Source organism: Pseudomonas sp. BNK-30, assembly GCF_047456185.1.
Taxonomy (GTDB): domain Bacteria; phylum Pseudomonadota; class Gammaproteobacteria; order Pseudomonadales; family Pseudomonadaceae; genus Aquipseudomonas; species Aquipseudomonas putida_E.
The window spans coordinates 1,396,832-1,413,879 of sequence record NZ_CP179904.1 but is presented as its reverse complement, the minus strand read 5'-3'; the positions used below and the strand labels follow the sequence as shown (position 1 = coordinate 1,413,879).

The 17,048-nt window shown below is 62.3% G+C and carries 19 protein-coding genes; 10 read left to right on the top strand and 9 right to left on the bottom strand.

Going from position 1 to position 17,048, the window contains the following annotated elements:
* Nucleotides 1-76: 76 nt before the first annotated feature.
* Genes ACMGGN_RS06740 through ACMGGN_RS06715 form a run of 6 tightly spaced genes read left to right on the top strand, consistent with a single transcriptional unit; the run spans nt 77 to nt 5,037 of the window.
* Nucleotides 77-499 (top strand): nuclear transport factor 2 family protein, encoded by a 423-nt coding sequence (locus tag ACMGGN_RS06740; RefSeq protein WP_115274410.1) that lies wholly within the window; start codon nt 77-79, stop codon nt 497-499.
* The gene (locus tag ACMGGN_RS06735) at nt 496-1,248 is read left to right on the top strand and encodes an SDR family NAD(P)-dependent oxidoreductase (protein WP_414156585.1); all 753 of its coding nucleotides are present in this window, start codon (nt 496-498) and stop codon (nt 1,246-1,248) included. The genes ACMGGN_RS06740 and ACMGGN_RS06735 overlap by 4 nt, the downstream gene beginning before the upstream one ends.
* Before the next feature lie 7 nt (nt 1,249-1,255).
* A complete protein-coding gene (locus ACMGGN_RS06730; RefSeq protein WP_115274409.1) occupies nt 1,256-2,503 on the top strand; it encodes an NAD(P)/FAD-dependent oxidoreductase in 1,248 nt (415 codons plus the stop codon).
* A complete protein-coding gene (locus ACMGGN_RS06725) occupies nt 2,500-3,312 on the top strand; it encodes a DUF1365 domain-containing protein (protein WP_115274408.1) in 813 nt (270 codons plus the stop codon). The genes ACMGGN_RS06730 and ACMGGN_RS06725 overlap by 4 nt, the downstream gene beginning before the upstream one ends.
* Nucleotides 3,287-4,546 (top strand): SAM-dependent methyltransferase, encoded by a 1,260-nt coding sequence (locus ACMGGN_RS06720; RefSeq protein ID WP_046785747.1) that lies wholly within the window; start codon nt 3,287-3,289, stop codon nt 4,544-4,546. Before ACMGGN_RS06725 ends, ACMGGN_RS06720 begins: the two co-directional genes overlap by 26 nt.
* Nucleotides 4,547-4,548: 2 nt before the next feature.
* Complete coding sequence (locus ACMGGN_RS06715; protein ID WP_115274407.1) at nt 4,549-5,037, top strand: DUF2878 domain-containing protein; 489 nt, start codon at nt 4,549-4,551, stop codon at nt 5,035-5,037.
* Between the two features lies 1 nt (nt 5,038).
* Here ACMGGN_RS06715 and ACMGGN_RS06710 read toward each other — a convergent pair whose 3' ends face one another.
* Nucleotides 5,039-5,575 carry a DUF3833 domain-containing protein gene (locus tag ACMGGN_RS06710; protein WP_115274406.1) on the bottom strand — a complete coding sequence of 179 codons (537 nt, stop codon included), beginning with the start codon at nt 5,573-5,575 and terminating at the stop codon, nt 5,039-5,041.
* 2 nt (nt 5,576-5,577) lie between these two features.
* A complete protein-coding gene (locus ACMGGN_RS06705; RefSeq protein ID WP_046785744.1) occupies nt 5,578-6,132 on the bottom strand; it encodes a chalcone isomerase family protein in 555 nt (184 codons plus the stop codon).
* A 263-nt stretch (nt 6,133-6,395) separates the two neighbouring features.
* On the opposite strand from ACMGGN_RS06705, the gene ACMGGN_RS06700 reads away from it, so the two are divergent.
* Nucleotides 6,396-7,694: an MFS transporter gene (locus ACMGGN_RS06700; protein WP_046785743.1), complete on the top strand. Its 1,299-nt coding sequence runs from the start codon at nt 6,396-6,398 to the stop codon at nt 7,692-7,694.
* A 68-nt stretch (nt 7,695-7,762) separates the two neighbouring features.
* Here ACMGGN_RS06700 and ACMGGN_RS06695 read toward each other — a convergent pair whose 3' ends face one another.
* Both ACMGGN_RS06695 and ACMGGN_RS06690 read right to left on the bottom strand, forming a co-directional pair.
* Nucleotides 7,763-8,515: a TerC family protein gene (locus ACMGGN_RS06695; protein ID WP_012315026.1), complete on the bottom strand. Its 753-nt coding sequence runs from the start codon at nt 8,513-8,515 to the stop codon at nt 7,763-7,765.
* 25 nt (nt 8,516-8,540) lie between these two features.
* Entirely contained in the window at nt 8,541-8,780 is a 240-nt protein-coding gene (locus tag ACMGGN_RS06690; protein WP_012315027.1) for a hypothetical protein, read from the bottom strand.
* 134 nt (nt 8,781-8,914) lie between these two features.
* Here ACMGGN_RS06690 and nhaR point away from each other — a divergent pair, with 134 nt between their 5' ends.
* The 3 genes from nhaR to ACMGGN_RS06675 all read left to right on the top strand — a co-directional run bounded on the left by nhaR (nt 8,915) and on the right by ACMGGN_RS06675 (nt 11,971).
* Entirely contained in the window at nt 8,915-9,808 is an 894-nt protein-coding gene (nhaR, locus tag ACMGGN_RS06685) for a transcriptional activator NhaR (protein WP_119687339.1), read from the top strand.
* A 78-nt stretch (nt 9,809-9,886) separates the two neighbouring features.
* A complete protein-coding gene (gene sstT, locus ACMGGN_RS06680; RefSeq protein WP_125923997.1) occupies nt 9,887-11,098 on the top strand; it encodes a serine/threonine transporter SstT in 1,212 nt (403 codons plus the stop codon).
* Nucleotides 11,099-11,323: 225 nt separating this feature from the next.
* A complete protein-coding gene (locus ACMGGN_RS06675) occupies nt 11,324-11,971 on the top strand; it encodes a YceH family protein (RefSeq protein WP_115274404.1) in 648 nt (215 codons plus the stop codon).
* Between the two features lie 5 nt (nt 11,972-11,976).
* On the opposite strand, the gene ACMGGN_RS06670 is transcribed toward ACMGGN_RS06675, so the two are convergent.
* From ACMGGN_RS06670 to galU, 5 genes are all read right to left on the bottom strand, one after another.
* Entirely contained in the window at nt 11,977-12,165 is a 189-nt protein-coding gene (locus ACMGGN_RS06670) for a hypothetical protein (RefSeq protein ID WP_046785739.1), read from the bottom strand.
* 55 nt (nt 12,166-12,220) lie between these two features.
* Nucleotides 12,221-13,783 (bottom strand): alkyl hydroperoxide reductase subunit F, encoded by a 1,563-nt coding sequence (gene ahpF, locus ACMGGN_RS06665; protein WP_119687341.1) that lies wholly within the window; start codon nt 13,781-13,783, stop codon nt 12,221-12,223.
* A 124-nt stretch (nt 13,784-13,907) separates the two neighbouring features.
* Complete coding sequence (gene ahpC, locus ACMGGN_RS06660; RefSeq protein ID WP_012315033.1) at nt 13,908-14,471, bottom strand: alkyl hydroperoxide reductase subunit C; 564 nt, start codon at nt 14,469-14,471, stop codon at nt 13,908-13,910.
* A 270-nt stretch (nt 14,472-14,741) separates the two neighbouring features.
* Nucleotides 14,742-16,097: a glutathione-disulfide reductase gene (gorA, locus tag ACMGGN_RS06655; protein ID WP_204918342.1), complete on the bottom strand. Its 1,356-nt coding sequence runs from the start codon at nt 16,095-16,097 to the stop codon at nt 14,742-14,744.
* A gap of 98 nt (nt 16,098-16,195) precedes the next feature.
* Nucleotides 16,196-17,035, bottom strand: a complete 840-nt coding sequence (gene galU, locus ACMGGN_RS06650; protein ID WP_012315035.1) for a UTP--glucose-1-phosphate uridylyltransferase GalU — start codon at nt 17,033-17,035, stop codon at nt 16,196-16,198.
* Between the last annotated feature and the right edge of the window lie 13 nt (nt 17,036-17,048).

The window sequence follows — 17,048 nt, the reverse complement described above, 5'->3', positions numbered from 1 at the left end:
ATTATGACCCTGTATAGATTTATGCAGCGGGATCGACTATACCTGTACAAGAAACCATTTTTGTACAGGGCCGCGCATGTCCAGCTACCTGCAAACCTTCGCCGAACGCTTTGCCAGCCTCGATGCGGACAACCTCGACCGCCTGGGTGACTTGTACAGCGAGGATGTCACCTTCCGCGACCCTCTGCACAAGATCGACGGGCTGAGCGACCTGCGTGCCTACTTCGCTGAGCTCTACGCCAACACCCAGGAGGTGCGTTACACCTTCGAGGGTACCGACGAGGTCCAACCGGGCCACGGTTACATTCGCTGGACCCTGCATTTTCGCCACCCACGCCTGGCCAACGGGCGCCTGATCAGCCTGCAGGGTTGCAGCCACCTTCGCTGGCACGAACGCGTGCACTTTCATCAAGACTACTTCGACGCCGGTGCACTGCTTTACGAGCATGTGCCAGTAGTAGGCAGCGCTGTGCGTTGGCTCAAGGGGCGGCTGGCATGAGCCGCTGCTGGCTGACCGGTGCCAGCAGCGGCATCGGCGCCGCGCTGGCGCAACAGCTGCTGGAACAGGGCCATCAGGTTGCGCTGGGTGGCCGGCAGGCCGAAAACCTGGCGCCGCTGACCGCGCAGTTTCCACAGCAGACGTTGCTGGCCATCGGCGATATCAGTGACCCTCGGCAGGTCGCTGATGTTGCCGCGCACATCGAACGCAGCTGGGGCGCGCTCGACCTGGTGATTCTCAATGCAGGCACCTGTGAATACCTGGAGCCGGGTCATTTCGACCCAGAGCTGGTCGAGCGCGTGGTGCGCACCAACCTGATCGGCGTCAGTCACTGCCTGCACGCTGCCCTGCCCTTGCTGCGCCGTGGCCAACGCCCGCACCTAGTGGTGATCGGCAGCTCGGTGTCCAGGCTGGCGCTGCCCCGTGCCGGGGCCTACGGTGCCTCCAAAGCGGCCGTGCGCTACCTGATCGAGTCGCTGCGCATCGATCTGGTCAACGAGGGCATCGATGTCACGCTAATCAGCCCTGGCTTTGTCGATACGCCATTGACCCGCCGCAATGACTTCCCCATGCCCCAGATCTGGAGTGCAGAACGCGCCGCCAGGCACATTGCCGTGCGTTTGCCCAAGCGCCCGCTAGAAATCAACTTCCCCGGCGTATTCACTCTGGTACTGCGCCTGCTGGGCGCAATGCCGGTGCGCTGGCGACTGAAGCTAGGCCAGCGCCTGGCACGCAAGCAACAGGACTGAAACAGACATGCGCATCGCAATCATCGGCAGCGGTATTGCCGGCCTCACCTGTGCCTATCTGCTCTCTCGGCGGCATGAAGTCACTGTGTTCGAGGCCGCCGACTGGGTCGGTGGCCACACCCATACCGTCGATGTCCAATGGGGTGGCCGGCAGTACGCAGTGGATACCGGTTTTATCGTATTCAACGACTGGACCTACCCGCACTTCATCCGCCTGCTCGACCAGCTCAAGGTTGCCTCCAGGCCCACCGAAATGAGCTTTTCGGTGCATGACCCGCGTAACGGTTTCGAATACAACGGCCATGACCTCAACACGCTGTTCGCCCAGCGTAGCAACCTGTTATCGCCAGGCTTCTGGGGCATGCTGCGCGATATCCTGCGCTTCAACCGCAAGGTCCTTGCCGACCTGGACAGCCAGCGTATCGACGAAGCCACCACCCTGGGTGGCTACCTGCAGACGCAGGGCTATGGCCAGCGCTTCATCGACCACTACATCGTGCCGATGGGCTCGGCTATCTGGTCGATGTCACGCGCCGACATGCTCGGTTTTCCGCTGCAGTTCTTCGTGCGCTTTTGCCGTAACCACGGCCTTCTCTCGGTGAGCAACCGCCCGCAATGGCGGGTGATCGAGGGTGGTTCACGCAGTTACCTGGCGCCGTTGTGCAAGCCATTCGCCGAGCGCATCCGCCTCAACTGCCCGGTTGACCGTGTCAGCCGTGACGAAGGCGGCGTGACCGTGTTCAGCGCGGCCGGCAGCGAGCGCTTCGATAATGTGGTGTTCGCCTGCCACAGCGACCAGGCTTTGGCCTTGCTGGAGGCGCCCAGTGCCGATGAGCGCGCAATACTCGGCGCCATCACCTACGCCAGCAACGACGTGGTGCTGCACACCGACACCCGCCTGCTGCCAACCCGGCGCAAAGCCTGGGCCAGTTGGAACTACCGCCTCGGCGGCCCGCAGCAGGCACCGGCCGCGCTGACCTACGCGATGAACATCCTGCAAGGTATCGAAGCGCCGGTGACCTTCTGCGTGAGCCTGAACCAGACCGCACTGGTGGACCCGACGCAGATCCTCGCCCGCTTCAACTATGCGCACCCGCAGTACAGCCTCGTCGCCCTCGCAGCCCAGGCCAGACAAGCTGAATTGCAGGGCCGACAGCACAGCTACTTCTGCGGCGCCTACTGGGCCAACGGCTTCCACGAGGACGGCGTGGTCAGCGCCTTGAAAGTGGCTGAGTTTTTTGGGGAAGGCTTGTGATCAGCAGCCTGTGCCACGGCTGGGTCAGCCATAGGCGCCTGACACCACGCCAGCATGCCTTCCGCTATCGGATCGGCATGTTCTACCTGGACCTGGACGAGCAACCCCGCCTGCTCAGCCTCAGCCGCTGGCTGGGGCGGTCGCGACTGGCGCCGCTGAGCTGGCGCGAAAGCGATTACCTGCCGGCGCTGACCCGCAATGGCATGCCATTGGCCCAGGCCGCTCGGCAATTGGTCGGCCAGGCCACCGGGCAAACGCCTGAAGGCGCCGTGCACCTGCTAACCCAGCCGCGCTGCTGGGGCCTTTCGTTCAACCCGGTGAGTGTCTACTTCTGCCACGACCCCGCCGGCCAGTTGCAGGCGATCCTGCTGGAGGTGCGCAACACGCCATGGCGCCAGCGCTTTCACTACGTGTTGCCGGTGCAAGACGGCCTGTCTACCGGGTTTTGCGTGGCCAAGGCGTTCCATGTGTCGCCGTTCATGCCCCTGGACATGGAGTACCGCCTGCGTTTTCTGCTCGATGCGCGACGCGTACACGTGCACATGGAGAACTGGCGCGAGGGGCAAAAGGTGTTCGATGCCGACCTCGCGCTGCAACGCGGGCCGCTGGATCGCGCCGCTCTGCACCGCCATATCCTGAGTTTCCCCTGGATGAGCCTGCGCACCGTAGCAGCCATCTACTGGCAGGCCTTGCAGCTGCTGCTCAAGCGCACGCCCATCCACGACCATAGCGCCAGCCTGGGTAACCTGAGCCTGGGCCAAGCCGCCTCCAAGGAGTTAGATGATGACCGAGCCCACCCTGAGCGTTAGCAAGTCCACCGGCCTGACACCACTGCTTGGCAACCTGGCCAGGACGGCCGTGCTGGCCCAGTTGCGCCGCTTGGCCCGCGGCAGTTTGCGGGTGATCTGCAACGATCGTCAGTGGACCTTCGGTGAAGCCGGCAGTGCTCTGCACGCGCAGGTCGAAATCGTTGACGAGGCCGCCTGGAGCCTGGTCGCCAGTAACGGCTCGATCGGCGCCGGGGAAGGCTATATCCATGGCTACTGGCGCACACCCGACCTTGCCGCAGTCACCCGTGTGTTCGTCGCCAACCTTGAGGTGCTCGATGCCATGGAGGGCGGGCTGGCACGCCTGGCACGCCCGGCCCTGCACCTGCTGCACCGGCTCAACCGCAATAGCCGACGCGGTTCACGGCGCAACATCCTGGCCCATTACGACCTGGGCAACGCCTTGTTCGAACGCCTGCTCGACCCAACCATGATGTACTCGGCGGCGCAGTTCGAGAGCGCCGAGCAAACCCTGGAGCAGGCGCAACTGAACAAGCTTGAACGCATCTGCCAGAAGCTCGAGCTCAAACCCCACGAACACCTGCTGGAAATCGGCACCGGCTGGGGCAGCCTGGCCATCCATGCTGCCACCCGGTATGGCTGCCGCGTCACCACCACGACGCTGTCCGAGGCGCAGTACGCCCACACCCTGCAACGGGTGCAAGCGCTGGGCCTTACGCAACGCATCACGGTGCTGCGCGAGGACTACCGCGACCTGAGCGGGCGCTTCGACAAGCTGGTTTCGATCGAGATGATCGAGGCCGTCGGCCACCGTTACCTGCCCACTTACTTCCGCCAGTGTGCCGCACTGCTCAAGGAGGATGGCCTGATGCTGCTGCAGGCCATCACCATTCGCGATCAACGTTACGCCCAGGCGCGGCGCTCGGTGGATTTCATCCAGCGCTACATATTCCCAGGCGGTGCGCTGCCATCACTGAGCGTGCTGCTGGACACCGCCAGCCGCAAGACCGGGTTGAACCTGGTGCATATGGAGGACTTTGGCCAGGACTATGCCCGCACCTTGCGCCATTGGCGCGATAACCTGCGCCAGGCGCGCACGGCACTCAAGGAACTGGGTTACGACGAAACCTTCCAGCGCCTGTGGGAGTTCTACCTGTGTTACTGCCAGGGCGGCTTCGAGGAACGTGCCATTGGCGTGGCGCAACTGCTGTGGGCCGCGCCGCAAGCCCGTCGGGCGCCTTTGCCAGGTGCCTGAACATGTCACGTACCTGGCTTATCGCCAATGCAGTGTGGTTGCAGGCTGGCTGGTGGGTATGTGTACTCGGCGCCCACACGCCCTGGCTGCTTGCCCTGGTGCCGATAGGCTTGGCGCTGCACCTGGGTTATTGCCATGAGCGGCGCGCAGAGCTGCGTGCGCTGCTGGCGATAGGGCTTGCAGGTTGTCTGCTGGACAGCCTGCTGGGGGCACTGGGGGTATTTGCTTTTGCCCAATGGCCGCTGCCCGGCTGGCTGGCCCTGATGTGGCTGGTGCTGGCAAGCGGGTTGCGCCACAGCCTGGCCTGGGCTACCCGCCCGCTGTGGCTAGGAGGGCTGCTTGGACTGTTCGGTGGGCCGTTGGCCTACCTGGCGGGGGCGCGGCTGGCCGGGGTGGAACTACCAATGGGTCCCCTGCCTACCGCCCTGCTGCTGGCACCGATCTGGGCGGTGGCATTTCCGTTGATGCTACGGCTCGCGAGAGCGGCCTGAGTCACGGCGAGGCCTTTGGCAGGCGGCGGAAAAACAGGGTGATCTGCCCGACCTCCACACCCAGTTTGCGCATGCTCGAACGGTTGATCAGGGTGTCCTCATCCATCAGGTACATCCAGTCATCGATGTCCATTTCCCAATGCCGGCCGTCGACCGGCAGGTCCAGGCGGTAGCGCCAGTGCAGGGCGTTGCCCGCCACCTCGCCGCGGGCTTCGCCGATCACATCGCCCGCACGACCACGCCAGCGCCCGGGGCCGTCCGGGGTCAGGGTCCAGATGCGCCGCTGGCGCGTACCGTCGCTGTACACGAAGTGCTCGTCAAGAATCAGCCGGTCACCTTCGCGGCGGCTGTCGATGCGCACATCGAAGCGTTTGACCACTTCCCCCGAGCGATTCTGGAACATGCCCCAGGCCTGCACCGGCACGGAGAAGAACGTGACCAGGTCCAGCGCCGGCTTTTCACCGGCGTAATGGTCGACCTCGACATTGCCGCAACTGCCCAGCAGCAGGCAGCCGACCAATAGCAACACTCTTCGCATGTTCAATCTCCTTGATCATTACCGGCCAGGCCGAGCAGGCGCTGGCGCAATTCGGGGTCCCGGGCCCGCGGGTCCAGCCAGATGGCAAAAAATGCCCTGGCAAATGCCGGGTCGGCAATTTCGCGACGCAGTTGACCATCGACATAGAACCGGGAGCCCTGCCCCGGCAGGTACACCCCGGTGATGCGCATGCCCGGGCGCACATCGACGAACGCCTCGTTCATCGCTTGCTCCCAACGCTCAAGCGTGGCCTCGGGCAAAGGGCGGTCGCTCAGACGACGCATTTCATCCAGACTGGCCTGCACCAGCGCCTCGCGTGACAACCTCCGGTGGTAGAGAAGGTCCAGGGCAAAAGGCTCACTCCAGCCCTGCGGCGAGCCTGCGCTCCACAAACGGGCGGTGTAGACACGCAGGCCAAACCAGGTGAACTCACCGCTGCCGACGCTGCGCGCCTCGGGCACCGCTGGCCGCCAGTCCGCCACGGCGGGTGGCATGACGGCAAGCGCAACGGCAAGCACGAAGAGGTTGAGGGCTGTGACAGTGCTTCGCATGGCCATACTCTGGAGACCGGAATACTCAAATATTGTACAAGTATATTTTCATGTACAACTTTATGTAGAGATATCGAGTCTTTCACGCAAAATAATGACGGACGGCAATCGTTCGGTTATCGAACGGTAGCGCGTTTTCTGGCATTGACGGTCCTTGCTTCACTGCTCACCATGCCACGGCCTTGCGGGTGCTCACTGCCTTGAGCCAAACCCGCGGGCCAGAAGCATCCAGCAGCTCATTACAATTTCAAGAAACAGGTACATCGGCCATGCCTCCTATTCCCCATGCTTCCATGGGCAGCAAGATTCGCGACGCCTTTGCTGTCGGCAAGACGCGCTGGGGCATGCTCGCCCTGGTGTTCTTCGCCACCACACTGAACTACATCGACCGCGCCGCCCTCGGCATCATGCAGCCCATGCTGGCCAAGGACATGAGCTGGACGGCGATGGACTACGCCAACATCAACTTCTGGTTCCAGGTGGGTTACGCCATCGGCTTCCTGTTGCAGGGCCGGTTGATCGACAAAATCGGCGTAAAACGTGCATTTTTCATGGCGGTACTGCTCTGGAGCCTGGCCACCGGAGCCCATGGCCTGGCGACATCGGCCGCAGGCTTCATGGTCTGCCGCTTCATCCTCGGCCTGACCGAAGCCGCCAATTATCCGGCTTGTGTGAAGACCACACGACTGTGGTTCCCCGCGGGTGAAAGGGCCATTGCCACCGGGCTGTTCAACGCCGGCACCAACGTTGGCGCGATGATCACCCCGGCGCTGCTGCCAGTGATCCTGGCGGCCTGGGGCTGGCAGGCCGCCTTTATCGCCATGGGTTGCCTGGGCCTGGTCTGGGTGGTGTTCTGGGGCTTGAAATACTTCAACCCTGAAGAGCACCCGACTGTGCGCCAGAGCGAACTGGAGTACATCCAGCGCGAAGCCGAGCCTGAGGCGGTACGTGTGCCCTTCAGCCGCATCCTGCGCATGCGCGGCACCTGGGCCTTCGCCGTGGCATTCGCGATCACCGCACCGGTGTTCTGGTTCTACCTGTACTGGCTGCCACCTTTTCTCAACCAGCAGTACAACCTGGGCATCAGCGTGACCCAGATGGGCATCCCGCTGATCCTGATCTGGCTCACGGCCGACTTCGGCAGCATTGGCGGCGGCATCCTTTCGTCCTGGCTGATAGGCCGTGGCGTACGCGCCATACGGGCACGCCTGATATCGATGCTGATCTTCGCCTGCACCATGATCAGCGTGACCTTCGCCGCCAACGCCAGTGGCCTGTGGGTAGCGGTGCTTGCCATTGCCGTGGCGGTCGGCGCGCACCAGGCCTGGACGGCGAACATATGGAGCCTGCTGATGGATTACACGCCCAAGCACCTGATAAGCACGGTGTTCGGCTTTGGCAGCATGTGTGCGGCCATTGGCGGCATGTTCATGACGCAGATCGTCGGCACCGTGCTGACGGTTACCAATAACAACTACGCAGTGCTGTTCACCATGATCCCGGCGATGTATTTCATTGCACTGGTGTGGTTGTACTTCATGGCGCCGCGCAAGGTCGAAGCGCAGTAAGCGTCAGTTGCCCCCTTCCTGGAAGGGGGCCCGCCGGCGAATGGGGCGCAAAGCGCCCCCGCCATGAATCAGCCTTCGGTCGCTTCGCGCTTCATCCGTGCCCGGCGGGCCAGGATGTTGAGCACTTCGATCGCCGTAGAGAAGGCCATCGCTGCATACACATAACCTTTTGGCACATGGGCACCGAAACCTTCGGCGATCAGGGTCATGCCGATCATGATCAGGAAGCCCAGGGCCAACATGACCACGGTCGGGTTGTCGTTGATGAAGTTCGCCAACGGGTCAGCGGCCACCATCATGACGATCACGGCAGTGATCACGGCAATGATCATGATCGGCAGGTGCTCGGTCATGCCCACAGCGGTGATGATGCTGTCAACCGAGAACACGATGTCCAGCAGCAGGATCTGGAAGATCGCGGCCGCAAAGCCCAGGGTAACCGTGGAGGACACCTTGGCTTCTTCCTTGGCGCCGTGCGGGTCGACGTTTTCGTGGATTTCCTTGGTCGCTTTCCACAGCAGGAACAGGCCACCGGCAATCAGGATCACGTCCTTCCAGGAGAAGGCATTACCGAACACTTCGAATACCGGGTCGGTCAGCTGAACGATCCACGCCACCGTGCTGAGCAGCGCCAAACGCATGATCAAGGCCATGCTGATACCGATACGGCGTGCCTTGGAACGGTATTCGACCGGTAATTTGTTGGTCAGGATCGAGATGAAGATCAGGTTATCGATGCCCAGTACGACTTCCATGGCCACCAGTGTGGCAAGGGCTACCCAGGCGGTGGGGCTTGCGGCGAGTTCCAGCAAATATTCCATTTTTCAGTCCTGCAACGTTTCTGGGTCAGATGTCCTGGGTTTTGTCTTGCTGGTCGGCGTCCTTGGGCTTCTGCCCTTCGGTGCCGATAGCGTCGCTCAGCGCCTGCTGCGCCGCTTCGTTGGTGTCATCGATGGCCTGCTTGGCCGATTTGGCGGCCTGGTCGAGCATCTGCTGGGCAGATTTCTCGGCCTGGTCGCAGCCTGCCAGGCTCATCAGTGCCAAGGCTAGCACCAAGGGTGTGCCAATGGATTTGAATTGCAGCATGGGGTCCTCGCTTGTCGATATCCCGACGGCGCGCAATGCGCCTGATGGCGTCGAATTCTAAAGATGCCGATACATCAGGAAAATTCGTATTTTCAGCGGTTATACTTCGGTTTTTACGAATCGGGAACGCGGTGATGCTCAACTATCGACAGCTTCACTATTTCTGGGCCGTGGCCAAGACCGGCAGCATCGCCCGCGCCAGTGAGCAACTGAACCTGACCCCGCAGACCATCAGCGGTCAGATCAGCCTGTTCGAGCAGACCTACGGCCTGGAGCTGTTCCAACGGGTCGGGCGGCAGCTGGAGCTGACCGAAACCGGTCGCCAGACCTTGGTCTACGCCGAGCAGATGTTCCAGATCGGCGGTGAACTGGAGGCCATGCTGCGCGCCGGCCCGCAGGAACAGATCCTGTTTCGCGTGGGGGTTGCCGACGTGGTGCCCAAATCGATCGTCTATCGCCTGCTCGCGCCCACCATGGAGCTGGACGATGTGCTGCGCATCAACTGCCGTGAGGACAAACTCGAACGCCTGCTGGCAGACCTGGCGATCCAGCGCCTGGACCTGGTGATATCGGACAGCCCGATGCCCAACCACCTGGATATCAAGGGTTACAGCCAGAAGCTCGGGGAATGCGGCTTGAGCTTCTTTGCTACAAAAGCCTTGGCCGAACGCCACGCTGGCGTCTTTCCTGGCTGCCTGCACGATGCACCATTGCTGATCCCGGGCCAGGAAACGGTAGTGCGCAGCCGGCTGCTGCGCTGGCTTGGCGAGCAGCAGGTGCAACCGCGGATAATCGGCGAATTCGACGACAGCGCCTTGATGCAGGCATTCGGCCAGTCGGGCAGCGGTATCTTCGTGGCTCCCAGTGTGATTGCCGAGGAAGTGTGCCGCCAGTACGGGGTGGAGCTGATCGGGCAGACCGAGGCGGTGCACGAGTCGTTCTATGCTATTTCGGTTGAACGCAAGGTCAAGCACCCCGGGATCGTGGCCATTACCGAGGGGGCGCGTCGGGAGCTGTTCCATTGGTGAGCGTAAACAGGCCGGGACGACCCTACCAAGGTCTATGGTAAAGTCACGCCCTTTCAAGATACCGAGATAGCGCAGCACATGTCCCCCCTCCTTCGCGTCCTCAACCGCACCAGCCTGGTGACCCAGATCGTCATCGGCCTGATCGCCGGTATTGTCCTGGCCTTGCTTGCGCCAGCCATCGCCCTCGACCTGGGCTTTCTCGGCAAGGTGTTCGTCAGCGCCCTGAAAGCAGTCGCGCCGGTGCTGGTGTTCATTCTGGTCATGGCCTCGATCGCCAACCATCGCCATGGCCAGGAAACCCACATCCGCCCGATTCTCTGGCTGTACCTGCTGGGCACCTTCTCGGCTGCGGTGGTGGCCGTTGTCGCCAGCATGCTGTTCCCTTCGCAACTTGCCCTGAGCGCCAGCGATGTGACCCTGAGCGCGCCTGGCGGCATTGGTGAAGTGCTGCAAAACCTGGTGCTGAGCGCCGTCGACAACCCGATCAACGCCCTGCTCAACGCCAATTTCATTGGTGTGCTGACCTGGGCCATTGGTTTGGGCGTGGCGCTGCGCCATGCCGGCGAAACCACCCGAACCGTGGTCGAGGACCTGTCCAATGGCGTAACCCTGATCGTGCGGGTAGTCATCCGCTTCGCCCCGCTGGGCATTTTCGGCCTGGTCAGTTCGACACTCGCCCAGTCTGGCCTCGATGCCCTGCTTGGCTACCTGCACCTGCTGGGGGTGCTGATCGGCTGCATGCTGTTCGTGGCGCTGGTGATGAACCCGCTGATCGTGTTCTGCAAGATCCGCCGCAACCCTTACCCATTGACGCTGCTGTGCCTGCGCGAAAGTGGTATCACGGCCTTCTTCACCCGCAGCTCGGCGGCCAACATTCCGGTCAACCTGGCACTGTCCGAGCGCCTGGGCCTGCATGAGGACACCTACTCGGTGTCGATCCCGCTGGGAGCGACCATAAATATGGCGGGCGCGGCCATCACAATCACCGTGCTGACCCTGGCAGCCGTGCACACGCTGGGCATCCCGGTAGACCTGCCTACCGCGGTGCTGCTGAGCATGGTGGCGGCGGTCTGCGCCTGTGGTGCGTCGGGCGTGGCTGGCGGTTCGTTGCTGCTGATCCCGCTGGCGTGCAGCCTGTTCGGCATTCCCAGCGAGATTGCCATGCAGGTGGTTGCTGTTGGCTTCATCATTGGCGTGCTGCAGGATTCGGCAGAGACTGCGCTGAATTCTTCGACCGATGTGCTGTTCACGGCAGCGGCCTGCCAAGCGCAAGAGCGCCGTAGCGCTTGAGATAGCCAGGGCCGCGTAGCGGCCCATTCGCCGGCAAGCCGGCTCCCACAATAGGGATGGCGTCAAGGTTTGAAATCAAGCAACACTGCAGCCCCACAGGCTCTGCACATGCCTTGAGTTCAGGGCCAGTCTGTGGGGGCCGGCTTGCCGGCGATGGGGCAGTGATTGCTTAACCCAGGCGCTTTACCTACGCTAGTGGCCTTTTCCTCGCAATGAGACTTGGCCATGTCAGAAAATCAAACCGCAGACGAAGGCCGCTTCAGCAGTACCGAGATCCGCATTCTCGGCGCGCTGATCGAAAAACAGGCCACCAGCCCTGAAAGTTACCCACTGACCCTCAATGCCCTGGTGCTGGCCTGCAACCAGAAGACCAGCCGTGAGCCGGTGATGAACCTGTCCCAGGGCCAGGTCGGCCAGGCGCTGCGTGCCCTGGAAAGCCAGGGCATGACCCGGCTGCAGATGGGCAGCCGCGCAGACCGTTGGGAACAGCGGGTGGACAAGGCACTGGAGCTGGTACCGGCCCAGCTGATACTGATGGGCCTGATGTTCCTGCGTGGGCCGCAAACCCTCAACGAGCTGTTGACCCGCAGCAACCGCTTGCACGACTTCGATGACACCGAACAGATCCAGCACCAGCTGGAGCGCCTGATCTCGCGTGGTTTGGCACTGCATCTGCCACGCCAGGCCGGGCAGCGCGAAGACCGCTACACCCATGCACTGGGGGATCCGGCAGAAATCGAGGCGATTCTTGCCGCTCGCCAGCAGGAAGGTGGGGCGCGCAACAGTGGCGGCAATGTGTCGGAAGAAAGGATCGAAGCCCTGGAGGCCCGGATTGCCGCGCTGGAGGCGCGCCTGGCCGAGCTTGAAGGCTAAGCCACTCAGTGTTCCGGTTCAGGGAAGTTGCGGCAGCTTTTGCGCTCGGCCATTTCCCGCTCACTGGGGCGCTGGTCGACGAACACGGTACGGCCGTCTGCGTAGATTTCCAGGTAACCCCAGTGCAGGTCCTGCTCCTGCTGCCCGGGCTGGGGTGGCACTAGCCACCAGGGTTCGCGGCTGATCAGGGTCATGGCTTGAATTCCCGAGGGTGTCGGCAGTAAGCATAGACACCCCCGGGTTTCAGGTTTACGCCGGCGCCGAGGTGCGGATCAGGTGATCGAAGGCCGCCAGCGATGCCTTGGCACCCTCGCCCACCGCAATGACGATCTGCTTGTACGGCACGGTGGTCACATCACCGGCTGCGAACACGCCCGGGATGCTGGTCGCACCTTTGGCATCGACGATGATCTCGCCACGCGGCGACAGCTCGATCGTCCCCTTGAGCCAGTCGGTGTTGGGCAACAGGCCGATCTGCACGAAGATACCTTCCAGCGCCAGCTCATGCTGCTCGTCGGTGGTGCGGTCCTTGTAGCGCAAGCCGGTCACCTTCTCACCATTGCCCACCACCTCGGTGGTCAGCGCGCTGGTGATCACCTTGACGTTCGGCAGGCTGTGCAGCTTGCGCTGCAGCACGGCATCGGCACGCAGCTGGCTGTCGAACTCGATCAACGTCACCTGCGCGACGATGCCGGCCAGGTCAATGGCTGCTTCCACGCCGGAGTTGCCGCCACCGATCACCGCCACACGCTTGCCCTTGAACAGCGGGCCATCGCAGTGCGGGCAGTAAGCCACGCCACGGGCACGGTACTCCTGCTCACCCGGCACGTTCATTTCGCGCCAGCGGGCGCCGGTGGCGAGGATCACGGTCTTGGCTTTGAGCGAGGCGCCGCCGGCCAGGCGTACTTCGTGCAGGCCGCCGTCGGTGGCCGGAATAAGTGCTTCGCCGCGCTGCAGGTTCATGATGTCGACGTCGTACTGCTTGACGTGCTCTTCCAGTGCAGTAGCCAGTTTCGGCCCTTCGGTTTCCTGCACCGAGATGAAGTTCTCGATGGCCATGGTATCGAGCACCTGGCCGCCGAAACGCTCGGCAGCGACACCGGTACGGATGCCTTTGCGTGCTGCGTAGATGGCAGCCGCGGCACCGGCGGGGCCGCCGCCGACCACCAGCACGTCAAAGGCGTCCTTGGCATTGATCTTCTCGGCCTGGCGGGCGCCGGCGTTGGTGTCGATCTTGCCGAGGATTTCCTCAAGGCCCATGCGCCCCTGGCCGAACACTTCGCCGTTCAGGTAGATGCTGGGCACGGCCATGATCTTGCGCGACTCGACTTCGTCCTGGAACAGCGCACCGTCGATGGCCACGTGGCGTACGTTAGGGTTGAGCACCGCCATCAGGTTCAGCGCCTGGACCACGTCCGGGCAGTTCTGGCACGACAGCGAGAAGTAGGTCTCGAAGGTGAACTCGCCTTCCAAGGCCTGGATCTGCTCGATCACTTCGGCACTGGCCTTGGAGGGGTGGCCGCCGACTTGCAGCAGCGCCAGCACCAGGGAGGTGAATTCGTGGCCCATGGGGATGCCGGCAAAACGCAGGCTGATGTCAGCGCCCGGGCGGTTGAGCGAGAACGACGGGCGACGGGCGTCGGTACCGTCCGCGCTCAAGGTAATGAGGTTCGACAGGCTGGCAATTTCTACCAGCAGGTCGTGCAATTCGCGGGACTTCGCGCCGTCGTCGAGGGAAGCAACGATCTCGATCGGCTGGGTGACCCGCTCCAGGTAGGTTTTCAGTTGCGATTTAAGCGTGGCGTCCAACATACGGGCGATTCCTTTTTCAATCTTCGGATACAAAAACGCCCAGGCAATAGCGCCCGGGCGTTTGGCGGGGCAGTGAGTACTTCAGCTTTGGCGGCTGCTCACCGCCCACGACTGGCGCACGGTCTTAGATTTTGCCGACCAGGTCCAGGGATGGCGCGAGGGTAGCTTCGCCTTCTTTCCACTTGGCCGGGCAGACTTCACCTGGGTGAGCGGCGATGTACTGGGCAGCCTTGACCTTGCGCAGCAGCTCGCTGGCGTCGCGGCCTACACCACCGTCGTTGATTTCGACGATCTTGATCTGGCCTTCCGGGTTGATCACGAAAGTACCGCGGTCGGCCATACCGGCTTCTTCGATCAGCACGTCGAAGTTGCGCGAGATGACGTGGGTCGGGTCACCGATCAGCGGGTACTTGATCTTGCTGATGGTGTCGGAAGTGTCGTGCCAGGCTTTGTGGGTGAAGTGGGTGTCGGTGGACACACCGTAGATTTCCACGCCCAGCTTCTGGAACTCGGCGTAGTTGTCAGCAAGGTCACCCAGCTCGGTCGGGCAGACGAAAGTGAAGTCGGCCGGGTAGAAGAACACGACAGACCACTTGCCCTTCAGGTCGGCTTCGCTTACCTGAACGAATTCGCCGTTGTGGAAGGCGGTGGCGTTGAACGGTTTGACCTGGCTGTTGATGATAGGCATGAGAGACGCTCCTTCATGGGGTTGAAATCAGTTGACGGAGAGAATCCTAACCGCTGGTCGCCACGAAGGCTCATTGGCAAACCTCATGCTTGCGATTGGTTTTGGCTATAAGCGAGGTTTATTAATAGAAGGGATTGGGCTGAGCAAAGGATTGCGCAAGCATTTGAGGGGCCTATCACTGGCACGCCAGGACACACAGGTACGGCGCCGAGCTTGAGAGCTGGGCCGTACCTGTGAGAGCCGGCTTGCCGGCGATAGGGTCCGTGAGGTTTAGCGCGTAACGGTCCGCATGGTGACGAACTCTTCCGCCGCCGTCGGGTGCACGCCAATGGTCTCGTCGAACTGCTGCTTGGTAGCGCCAGCCTTCAGGGCAACACCCAACCCCTGAATGATCTCGCCGGCATCAGGGCCGACCATGTGGCAGCCCAGCACCTTGTCGGTCTCGGCGTCCACCACCAGCTTCATCAGGGTCTTTTCCTGGATGTCGGTGAGGGTCAGTTTCATGGCGCGGAAGCGGCTCTCGAAGACCTGCACCTTGTGCCCAGCTTCCAGCGCCTGCTCTTCAGTCAGGCCTACGGTACCGATCGGCGGCTGGCTGAACACCGCGGTGGGGATGTTCTGGTAATCCACCGGGCGGTACTGCTCGGGTTTGAACAGGCGCCGCGCCACGGCCATGCCTTCGGCCAGGGCGACCGGGGTGAGCTGCACGCGGCCAATCACATCGCCAATGGCCAGGATCGACGGGGCGGTGGTCTGGTACTGCTCGTCGACGCGAATATAACCGCGGGCATCCAGCTCCACACCGGTGTTTTCCAGGCCCAGGCTGTCGAGCATCGGGCGTCGGCCGGTGGCGTAGAACACACAATCGGTGAGCAGCTCGCGGCCATCCTTGAGCGTGGCCTTCAGGCTGCCGTCCTCAAGCTGCTCGATGCGCTGGATATCGGCATTGAACTGCAAGTCCATGCCGCGTTTTTCCAGTTCTTCCTTCAGGTGGGTACGCACCGAGCCGTCGAAGCCGCGCAGGAACATCTCGCCGCGGTACAGTAACGTGGTGGCGGCGCCCAGGCCCTGGAAAATGCCGGCGAACTCGACCGCGATGTAGCCGCCCCCCACCACCAGCACCCGGCGTGGCAGTTCTTTGAGGTAGAACGCCTCGTTGGAGGTGATGGCCAGTTCCTTGCCCGGGATGTCCGGCACCTGAGGCCAGCCACCGGTGGCGATGAGGATGTGCCCGGCGCTGTAGCGCTGGCCTTGCACTTCCACTTCGTTGGCGCCGGTGATGCGCGCATGGCCTTCCAGCAAGGTCACGCCGCTGTTGACCAGCAGGTTGCGATAGATGCCGTTGAGGCGCTCGATTTCGCGGTTCTTGTTGGCGATCAGGGTACCCCAGTCGAAGTGGCCCTCTTCCAGGGACCAGCCGTAGCCGGCAGCCTGCTCCAGCTCATCGGCGACGTGGGCGCCATACACCAGCAACTTCTTGGGCACGCAACCGACGTTGACGCAGGTACCACCCAGGTAGCGGCTCTCGGCCACCGCCACTTTTGCACCAAAGCCCGCTGCGAAGCGTGCCGCTCGCACACCACCGGACCCGGCACCAATCACGAACAGATCAAAATCGTAGGCCATGTATTCAGTCTCCTTGGCTGGCGCTCAGCATACCGCCGTTGGCCGCCACAAACAAAAAAGCCACCCCGAAGGGTGGCTCGTCGACCTGCAGGGGCTTATCAGTAAGCCTTGCCGGTCTTGTAGTAGTTCTCGAAGCAGAAGTTGGTCGCGTCGATATAGCCTTCGGCGCCACCGCAGTCGAAACGCTGGCCCTTGAACTTGTAGGCAATCACGCAGCCGTTCTGTGCCTGCTGCATCAGTGCGTCGGTGATCTGGATCTCGCCGCCTTTGCCCGGTGGGGTGTTGCGGATGATATCGAAGATATCCGGGGTCAGGATGTAGCGGCCGATGATCGCCAGGTTCGATGGCGCGTCTTCCGGCGCAGGCTTTTCGACCATGTTGGTCACACGGAAGATGTCGTCGCGGATCATGTCGCCGGCAATCACGCCGTACTTGTTGGTTTCCTGCGGGTCGACTTCCTGGATGGCGATGATCGAGCAGCGGAACTGGTTGTACAGCTTGACCATCTGGGTCAGTACGCCGTCACCTTCCGGGTTCACGCACAGATCGTCCGCCAGCACCACGGCAAAGGGTTCGTCACCGATCAGCGGCTGGCCGGTCAGGATGGCGTGGCCCAGGCCTTTCATTTCGGTCTGGCGGGTGTAGGAGAACGAGCACTCGTTGAGCAGGCGGCGGATGCCGACCAGGTATTTTTCCTTGTCGGTGCCCTTGATCTGGTTTTCCAGCTCGTAGCTGATGTCGAAGTGGTCTTCCAGGGCGCGCTTGCCGCGGCCGGTGACGATGGAAATCTCGTTCAGGCCAGCGTCCAGGGCCTCTTCAACGCCATACTGGATCAGTGGCTTGTTGACCACTGGCAGCATTTCCTTGGGCATGGCTTTGGTAGCAGGCAGGAAGCGAGTGCCGTAACCGGCTGCCGGGAACAAGCATTTCTTGATCATAAACGTCCTTAAA

Coding starts and splice junctions, on each gene's coding strand:
- ACMGGN_RS06740 (WP_115274410.1), top strand. CDS start 77: ATGTCCAGCTACCTGCAAACCTTCGCCGAACGCTTTGCCAGCCTCGAT.
- ACMGGN_RS06735 (WP_414156585.1), top strand. CDS start 496: ATGAGCCGCTGCTGGCTGACCGGTGCCAGCAGCGGCATCGGCGCCGCG.
- ACMGGN_RS06730 (WP_115274409.1), top strand. CDS start 1,256: ATGCGCATCGCAATCATCGGCAGCGGTATTGCCGGCCTCACCTGTGCC.
- ACMGGN_RS06720 (WP_046785747.1), top strand. CDS start 3,287: ATGACCGAGCCCACCCTGAGCGTTAGCAAGTCCACCGGCCTGACACCA.
- ACMGGN_RS06715 (WP_115274407.1), top strand. CDS start 4,549: ATGTCACGTACCTGGCTTATCGCCAATGCAGTGTGGTTGCAGGCTGGC.
- ACMGGN_RS06710 (WP_115274406.1), bottom strand. CDS start 5,575: ATGCGAAGAGTGTTGCTATTGGTCGGCTGCCTGCTGCTGGGCAGTTGC.
- ACMGGN_RS06705 (WP_046785744.1), bottom strand. CDS start 6,132: ATGGCCATGCGAAGCACTGTCACAGCCCTCAACCTCTTCGTGCTTGCC.
- ACMGGN_RS06700 (WP_046785743.1), top strand. CDS start 6,396: ATGCCTCCTATTCCCCATGCTTCCATGGGCAGCAAGATTCGCGACGCC.
- ACMGGN_RS06695 (WP_012315026.1), bottom strand. CDS start 8,515: ATGGAATATTTGCTGGAACTCGCCGCAAGCCCCACCGCCTGGGTAGCC.
- ACMGGN_RS06690 (WP_012315027.1), bottom strand. CDS start 8,780: ATGCTGCAATTCAAATCCATTGGCACACCCTTGGTGCTAGCCTTGGCA.
- nhaR (WP_119687339.1), top strand. CDS start 8,915: ATGCTCAACTATCGACAGCTTCACTATTTCTGGGCCGTGGCCAAGACC.
- sstT (WP_125923997.1), top strand. CDS start 9,887: ATGTCCCCCCTCCTTCGCGTCCTCAACCGCACCAGCCTGGTGACCCAG.
- ACMGGN_RS06675 (WP_115274404.1), top strand. CDS start 11,324: ATGTCAGAAAATCAAACCGCAGACGAAGGCCGCTTCAGCAGTACCGAG.
- ACMGGN_RS06670 (WP_046785739.1), bottom strand. CDS start 12,165: ATGACCCTGATCAGCCGCGAACCCTGGTGGCTAGTGCCACCCCAGCCC.
- ahpF (WP_119687341.1), bottom strand. CDS start 13,783: ATGTTGGACGCCACGCTTAAATCGCAACTGAAAACCTACCTGGAGCGG.
- ahpC (WP_012315033.1), bottom strand. CDS start 14,471: ATGCCTATCATCAACAGCCAGGTCAAACCGTTCAACGCCACCGCCTTC.
- gorA (WP_204918342.1), bottom strand. CDS start 16,097: ATGGCCTACGATTTTGATCTGTTCGTGATTGGTGCCGGGTCCGGTGGT.
- galU (WP_012315035.1), bottom strand. CDS start 17,035: ATGATCAAGAAATGCTTGTTCCCGGCAGCCGGTTACGGCACTCGCTTC.